Annotated in this window: 7 protein-coding genes and 1 pseudogene; 1 reads left to right on the forward strand and 7 read right to left on the reverse strand. The window is 61.8% G+C overall.

Translation table 11 applies throughout. The features are described from left to right. Positions 1-343: 343 nt before the first annotated feature. The 6 genes and pseudogenes from A2I95_RS23895 to A2I95_RS23920 all read right to left on the reverse strand — a co-directional run. Positions 344-1,123 (reverse strand): annotated as a pseudogene (locus A2I95_RS23895) (SDR family oxidoreductase); the annotation flags it as partial. 30 nt (positions 1,124-1,153) lie between these two features. After that, positions 1,154-2,110, reverse strand: coding sequence for a calcium/sodium antiporter (locus tag A2I95_RS23900; RefSeq protein WP_291733861.1), 957 nt, complete (start codon positions 2,108-2,110; stop codon positions 1,154-1,156). Positions 2,111-2,281: 171 nt separating this feature from the next. Next, positions 2,282-3,079 carry a S49 family peptidase gene (locus A2I95_RS23905; RefSeq protein ID WP_027256490.1) on the reverse strand — a complete coding sequence of 266 codons (798 nt, stop codon included), beginning with the start codon at positions 3,077-3,079 and terminating at the stop codon, positions 2,282-2,284. A gap of 247 nt (positions 3,080-3,326) precedes the next feature. After that, positions 3,327-4,088 carry an ABC transporter permease gene (locus A2I95_RS23910; protein ID WP_027256491.1) on the reverse strand — a complete coding sequence of 254 codons (762 nt, stop codon included), beginning with the start codon at positions 4,086-4,088 and terminating at the stop codon, positions 3,327-3,329. Beyond that, positions 4,085-5,044, reverse strand: a complete 960-nt coding sequence (locus A2I95_RS23915) for an ABC transporter ATP-binding protein (RefSeq protein WP_291733862.1) — start codon at positions 5,042-5,044, stop codon at positions 4,085-4,087. The genes A2I95_RS23910 and A2I95_RS23915 overlap by 4 nt, the downstream gene beginning before the upstream one ends. Positions 5,045-5,156: 112 nt before the next feature. Continuing rightward, positions 5,157-5,696: a CoxG family protein gene (locus tag A2I95_RS23920; protein WP_027256493.1), complete on the reverse strand. Its 540-nt coding sequence runs from the start codon at positions 5,694-5,696 to the stop codon at positions 5,157-5,159. Positions 5,697-5,910: 214 nt separating this feature from the next. Here A2I95_RS23920 and A2I95_RS23925 point away from each other — a divergent pair, with 214 nt between their 5' ends. Then, positions 5,911-6,585, forward strand: coding sequence for an NAD(P)-dependent oxidoreductase (locus A2I95_RS23925; RefSeq protein ID WP_291733863.1), 675 nt, complete (start codon positions 5,911-5,913; stop codon positions 6,583-6,585). A 134-nt stretch (positions 6,586-6,719) separates the two neighbouring features. Here the strand turns inward: A2I95_RS23925 and A2I95_RS23930 are convergent. Beyond that, a partial coding sequence (locus A2I95_RS23930; protein ID WP_291733865.1) for a 4-hydroxybenzoate 3-monooxygenase occupies positions 6,720-7,525 on the reverse strand: 806 nt, incomplete at its 5' end.

The raw sequence follows: 7,525 nt of genomic DNA on the forward strand, positions 1-7,525 counted from the left end.
TCCGCGGGGAGGGCAGCGGGCTGGTCAGTCATGTGCCCAGACATATGATTCCCCGCCGCTGGCTGCAATGTTTGCCTGCCCGGATCAAGTGCGGGGAAATCCACCGAAGCTGTGGATAACTACGGAGATATCTTTGGGCTATCCCGCCTTTTCCCTTATAATTTGGTGGTTTTGGACGAATGCTTAAAAATTAGGCGATTTGGTAAGGCGCTGTTTTTAGTGATATTTTTTCACCAGCCCTGTCAAGGTTTTGAAAACAAAGGCACTTTTGTAACGCTTCCGTAACGGCACCTGAACCGGTGCAAAACTTTTGGGGAAACGGACGTTTTCGCCCCTGTTTGCGTCACTCCAGCCCGTCACTGTCCGGGGTCTGCCAGCCCAGGTGCTGGCCGCCATCGGCGCAGATCATCTGCCCCGTGACCGCCTTGGCCTGCAGCAAATAGGACAGGGCCGCGGTGATGTCTTCGGCATCCGCGCCCCGCTGCAGGATGGTGGCTGCGCGCTGGCGGGCAAACTGCTCCTGGCTTTGCCGCGGCCCCTGCAAAGTTGGCCCTGGTCCGATGGCGTTGACCCGGATCTGCGGCGCCAGTGCCTGCGCGGCTGTCTGCGTCAGCGTCCACAGTGCTGACTTAGCCAGTGTGTAGCTCATGAAGTCAGGCGTCAGTTTGCGGACCCTTTGGTCGATCATGTTGACCGCCAGTCCCCAGGCACGTGGCTCACCGCCGACATCCCGCACCAGCGGTACCTGCTGCGCGGCCATTGCCTGCAGCAGCACAAACGGTGCCCGCAGATTGCTGTCCAGATGCCGGTCCCAGCTGTCCCGCGTGGCGCTGGACAGCGTGTCACGCTCAAACACCGAGGCATTGTTGACCAGGCAAGTGACCGGCCCGCCCAGGGCCTCAGCCGCGCGGGGCAGCAGAGCCTGGGTCTGATTTTCATCCAACAGATCTGCCTGCAGCACCGCGGCGGACGGCCCCAGGGCACGGATCTGCCGTGCTGTGTCCGCGGCCTCCTCCGCCGAGGACACAAAATGGACGGCAACGTGATACCCGCGCGCGGCCAGCTCCAGCGCCATCGCCCGGCCCAGCCGCCTGCCTGCTCCGGTCACCAATGCCCGCATCTGCGCCTCCCCGCTGCTGTTGCAGGGAAAGGATTAGAACAGGACGATCATATAAGCCAGATAGAGTGCCGTAAGAAAAACGCCCCAGATACGGGTGATGTCCTGTTTGAAGAAGACAAAGGGGACCAGCAGCAGCGAGGCCCCCAGCATCACCCAAAGATCAAACTGCAGGAATTCCGGATCCACACTGATCGGGCCGATAAATGTCGCGATGCCGATGATGGCCAGCAGGTTGAACATGTTGGAGCCGATAACATTGCCCAGCGCCACGTCGGCCTGCCGGCGCATTGCCGCCATCACGGTTGTCGCCAACTCGGGCAGCGAGGTTCCGACCGCCACCAGGGTCAGGCCGATCACGGTTTCGCTGATTCCGTAGGTGCGGGCAATGATGGTAGCGTTGTCGACCAGCAGGTCAGCCCCCAGGGGCAGGCCAATCAGGCCCAGCAGCAGATAGGTGCAGACGCGCCAGTAAGGCATGTCCGGATCAGCTTCCTCGATCTCTTCCAGGTCTGCATCGGCGGCACAGCCTTTGCCGTTGCGCCGGTGATTGCGCGCTTCGCGAAAGGCTATTCCGAGCACAACAGAGAGCGCAGCCAGCAGGATCAGGCCGGACCAGACGGTGAAGGTGCCGCAAAAGGCAAGACCGATGAACAGCACCGAAGCTGCCAACATAAAGACATAGTTTTTGCGGGTGTTGCACTCGCTGGTGTGCAGGGCCCGCATCAGCGCGGGAATGCCAAGCACCAGCAGGATGTTGGCGGTGTTGGAGCCAACCACATTGCCCAGCGCGATCCCATCGGCACCTTCGTGCACCGCACTGATGGCAATCAGCAGTTCCGGCGCCGAGGTGCCAAAGGCCACGATCGTCAGGCTGACAATCAGCGCAGGCACCCCCAGCCGCAGGCTGAGGTTCACTGCCCCGCGCACCAGCGCATCGCCTGCCAGCAGCAGGATCACCAGCCCCAGAGCCGAATACAGCCATGGCATCATTTGCCACGATCTCCTTTTTTGCAGGCACAGGGACCCTTGCCGATCCGGAAACGGCCGCAGGAGGGGCAGCGCCGGGAATTGATCTGTTTCTGACCGGGAAAGCGCAGCTTGCCGAACATAGCAAGAACTGCCATCACCACCAGAAAGAGCGCAACGATCTTGAACAGCACGTCAGAGCCCGAAACGCGCGTATTCGGCGCGTTCCTCGATCTCGGCCAGTGCATCCTGGGCAACCTGCATGCCGAAACGGCTGAGCAGCGGTTTCTTGAGCCCGTAGCGGCGGAAGCGGACCTTCTCGCCGAAACGCTCCTGCATCTTCGGCTTCATATGGCCGATGCCATCTATCAGCCCCAGCTCCTCAGCCCGCCGGGCCAGCCAGATTTCACCAGTGAACAGGTCCTCTCCCGGTTTCAGTTTCAGCCCGCGGCGGTCAGTGACATGATCAATGAAGTTGGCATGGATGTCGTTCAGGATCACCTTAAGACGCTGCACATCCTCGGGATTTTCCGGACGGAACGGGTCCAGCATGGATTTGCTCTCACCAGCGGTATAGACCCGGCGTTCCACCCCCTGGCGGGCCAGCAGCACATGGGCGCCAAAGCCCGCGGAGATCACCCCGACCGAACCCAGCACCGAGCTGGCATCAGCCCAAATCTCATCTGCGGCGGCCGCCAGCCAGTAGCCGCCGGAGGCAGCAACATCCTCAACAAAGGCATAGACCGGAATGTTCAGCTCTTCTGCAAGGCGGCGGATGCGGGCACCGATCAGCGAGCTTTGCACCGGCGAGCCGCCAGGGGAGTTGATCTCCAGCGCTACCGCGGCAGGTTTACCCTTGCGGAAAGCACGCTCCAGCACCGGCGCCAGCGCGGCATCGCTGAGCGAGCCGCGGCCCGGCATGCCGATCGCGCCATTGAGGCGCACCACTGCCACCAGGGGCTGTCTTTTCAGGAAAAGCAGGCGAAATCTCATGGCGCCGATGTAGAGGGCCGCCCGGGGTGAAACAAGGTGCGTGGCCCGGGGAATTGGCGTGAAATGCAAAAACCGCACAGCCGCGGGCAAAATTGCAACGCTGCCCTGCGCCAGTCAAATGCCCGGAAATGCTCCCACCCGTCAGGTCAGCAGCTTGCAGCTGCCGCCTTCCCGTTGGGCCGGGCGCCGCGCTGCCGCACGGCGCATGACGCCGACGAGAGTACTTGGCCTTGTCCAGATCCGCATATCAGGCCCGGATGCGCCAGCCGGTTTTGAATATCCACCAGATCACTGCCACGCAGGCCAAGGTAAAGCCGCCAATTGCACAGAGGCTCAAGAGCACCGGCACATCCGCCTGACCGAAGAACGCCCAGCGGAAACCCGAGACCAGGTAGACCACCGGGTTGAATAGGGTGATGGTCTGCCAAACCGGCGGCAGCATCGAGATTGAGTAGAAAGAGCCGCCGAGGAACACCAGCGGTGTCACCACCAAGAGGGGTACCAGCTGCAATTGTTCAAAATTCCCCGCCCAGATACCAATGATAAACCCCATCAGCGAGAAACTGAGGCACGTCAGCACCAGAAACGCCACCATGGCTATGGGATGCTGGATGTCCAAATCCACAAACAAGGAAGCCGTGCACAGGATCACCACGCCAATGAACAGCGACTTGGTGGCTGCGGCCCCGACAAACCCCGCGACCACCTCAAGGAAATTGATCGGCGCCGACAGGATTTCGTAGATGTTGCCGATGAACTTCGGGAAATAGATCCCGAATGAGGCATTGGAGATGCTCTGGGTGATCACCGACAGCATGATCAGCCCCGGCACGATAAAGGCCCCGTAGCCGATCCCGTCAACTTCCTGGATCCGGCTGCCGATGGCGCTGCCGAAGACTACAAAATACAGCGATGTGGACAGCACCGGCGAGATGAAACTTTGCAGAAAGGTGCGCCAGAACCGCGCCATTTCCGCCTTGTAGATGGTCGCGACCGCTGTCCAGTTCATGCTGCGTCCCCCTGAACGTCGTCTGCCGAAGCCCCATCCCCCGAAACAAGCCCGACAAAGATATCTTCCAGGCTGGATTCCCGTGTCTGCACATCCGCCAGCACCAGCCCGGCCTGCGCGACGTCATTCAACAGCGTGGTGATGCCGGTCCGTTCGGCCCTTGTGTCATAGGTGTACAGCAGCGCCCCGCCGCCATTCACCAGCTGCAACTCATGCTGCGCCAGCGCGTCAGGAATGGCTCCGACCGGCGCGGTCAGCTGCACCTCCAGCTGCTTCTGCCCCATCCGGGCCATCAGCTGCTCCTTTGCCTCGACCAGCAGCAGCTCGCCGCCGGTGATGACGCCAACCCGGTCGGCAATCGCCTCGGCCTCTTCAATGTAATGGGTGGTCAGGATGATGGTGACGCCGCTGGCCTTCAGCTCAGCCACGATCGCCCACATGTCCTTGCGCAGCTCAACATCGACACCTGCAGTGGGTTCATCAAGGAACAGGATACGCGGATCATGCGCCAGCGCCTTGGCAATCAGCACCCGGCGCTTCATGCCGCCGGACAGCTCCATGATCTTGGCGTCCCGCTTTTCCCACAGCGACAGCTTGCGCAGCACCTCCTCGATCCGCGCCGGATCGGCAGGTTTACCGAACAGACCGCGCGAAAAACTGACGGTGTCATGCACCTTGGCAAATGGCTCCAGGGTGATCTCCTGAGGCACCAGCCCGATCAGCGCACGGGCGGCGCGGAACTCTGCCACATTATCAAACCCGCCGACGCTGACGTTGCCCGAGGTCGCGGTGGTGATGCCGCAAATCGTTGAAATCAAAGTCGTCTTGCCTGCGCCGTTGGGGCCAAGCAAAGCCAGAATCTCACCTTCTTCAATCTCAAGCGAGACGCCTTTCAGCGCCTCAAAGCCGCCGTCATAAACCTTGCGCAGGTCGCGGATGGACAGGATGGGCGCCATGGTGCCTCCGGCATGTTGTCAAATCCTGGCCACCCTAACGGCGGCGTGACGCGTCTGCCAGCCCTCGCCTTGCAGACGCGCCTGTGCGCCTGCGCAGAGCTGATCGGCTGGCTCAGCCGCGGCCTGTTACCTTGCTGAACCAGCCCTTTTTTCCGCTGCCTTCCGGGGCTTCGCCGTCAGCCGGGGTTTCCCCGTCTCCTTCGGCCTCCTCCTGCGGTGCCAGATGCGCCTGCAGATTGGCAAAAAACTGATCCGCCATCTTTTTGGCAAACCCGTCGATGATGCGGCTGCCAAGCTGTGCCAGCTTGCCGCCGACTTTGGCTTCCACCTCATATGACAACAGCGTGCCGGATTCCGACGGCGCCAAAGTCACAACGGCCCCGCCCTTGGCAAAGCCGGCCGCACCGCCTTTGCCTTCGCCGGAAATGGTCAGCGTTTCATTCTCTGCCAGATCCGACAGAGTGACCTGCCCTTTGAAGGTGGCTTTGACCGGGCCGACTTTCTGGGTGACGGTGGCCTCGAACCCCTCTTCCGGTGTGCCGGTGACCTCCTGCGCTCCGGGCACACAGGCCTTCAGCACCTCCGGCGTCAGCAGCGCCGCATAGACGGTTGCGGGATCGGCGGCGATCTCCTTCTGGTCACTCATCTGCATGGGCTAGGCCTCCCTGACGTTCGTTTCCGGTTCCTTTCAGACCTAGCCGCACCGCAGCCCCCTGCCAAGCCGGCTATTGGCTGGCACTTCTGATCCGCATCTTTCAGGACGGCACAAGACGCGCAAATGCCGTACCGTCAATTTTTGTGACTTTATCTTGATGTCGAGATTTATACGCGCTATCTCGACATCAAGATAAAACATGGAGCATACAATGAAGATCATCATTTTCGGTGCCACCGGCGATGTGGGCAGTGCAGCCGTTAAGGCCGCAACACAGCGCGGCCACCACGTCACGGCGGTGTCGCGCGACCCTTCGGCTCTTGCCGCAATCAGCCCCTTGGTCACTCCGCTGCCTCGGGATCTGCTGGCGGACCCGCAGGCCGCGGTTACCGCAGCGAAAGACCATGATCTGGTCATTAGCGCCCTGCGTCCACCGACCGGCCGTGAGGAGGATCTGGTTCCGCTGACCCGCACCGCAGTGCAGGCAGCGCGTCACGCCGGCGTTCCTGCCCTGGTGACCGGCGGCGCGGCCTTGCTGAAACTGGCGGATGGCAGCGGCCATACGGTGCTGACCGCGCCGGGCTTCCTGCCCGAAGACTCCCGTCTGATTGCCGAAGCCTGCGCGGCGCAAGACGCCATGCTGGAACAGGAAACCGGCGTGGAATGGACCTGCCTGCGCCCGCCCGCGCTGCTGACAGAGGGTCCGCTGACCGGCCAGTACCAGCTTGGCACCGATACGCTGCTGACGAATGCGGCAGGTGTTTCGCAGATCTCCTTTGCGGATTTCGGCGCTGCGCTGCTGGATCTGGCTGAAAACCGGCACCATGCCAACCGAAGACTGACTGTTGCCTGGGGCACTCCCGCCCCTGCCCTGACGGCCGGCTGACGCCGGTCCTTGGGCCGCTGAAGCGCTGCAGCGGCGTCTGTGTCTCTGACCGCAGGGCCAGGTTTGAGCCTTCATCGGGACGGCTCCCAGGCGCCGCCGTTCCGGCCGGGATGGCTTGTTGCAAGCGGGCCCCCCTAATATGGCAACCCGACATAATTTTCTGCCAGAGAGGCCTGCGCCGCCTCCGAGGAGAACAGGTAATCCAGATCCGCCCGTTGCAAGCGCAGATCGGTCTCGGTTCCTTGCGGGAAACGATGCAGCAGATTGGTCATCCACCAGCTGAACCGCTCCGCTTTCCAGACCCGCGCCAATGCTTGTTCGGAGTAGCGGTCCAACGCGGTGCTGTCGCCCTGCAGATAGTGGCCCAGGAAGCCATGGTAGAGATAGTAAATGTCCGAGGCCGCCGAATTCAGCCCCTTGGCGCCGGTCGGCGGCACGATATGGGCCGCGTCGCCCGCCAGGAACAGATTGCCATACCGCATCGGCTCCGCCACGAAACTGCGCAATGGTGCAATGGATTTCTCAATCGACGGGCCGGTTTCCAACTGCCCCGCCACTTGTTCCGGCAGCCGGCGCTTCAGCTCCGTCCAAAAGGCTGCGTCGCTCCAATCCTCTGCCCGGTCTGTCAGCGGCACCTGGATGTAATAACGGCTCAGCACCCGGCTGCGCAGCGAACATAGGGCAAATCCCCGTTCATGACGGGCATAGATCAGCTCCTGTGCCACTGGCGGTGTTTCCGACAGAACCCCAAGCCAGCCGAAAGGATAGACCTTCTCGTATTCTTTCAGCACCTCCGCCGGAATCGATTTGCGGCTGACCCCGTGAAAACCGTCGGCCCCAACGATGAAGTCGCAGTCTGCCCGGTGGGCCGCCCCATCCTGCTCCCAGGTCACATAGGCGCGCGCGTCCTTCAGCGCATGCGGCTGCACATTCTGCACAT

It is taken from the genome of Leisingera sp. F5, from assembly GCF_001593695.1.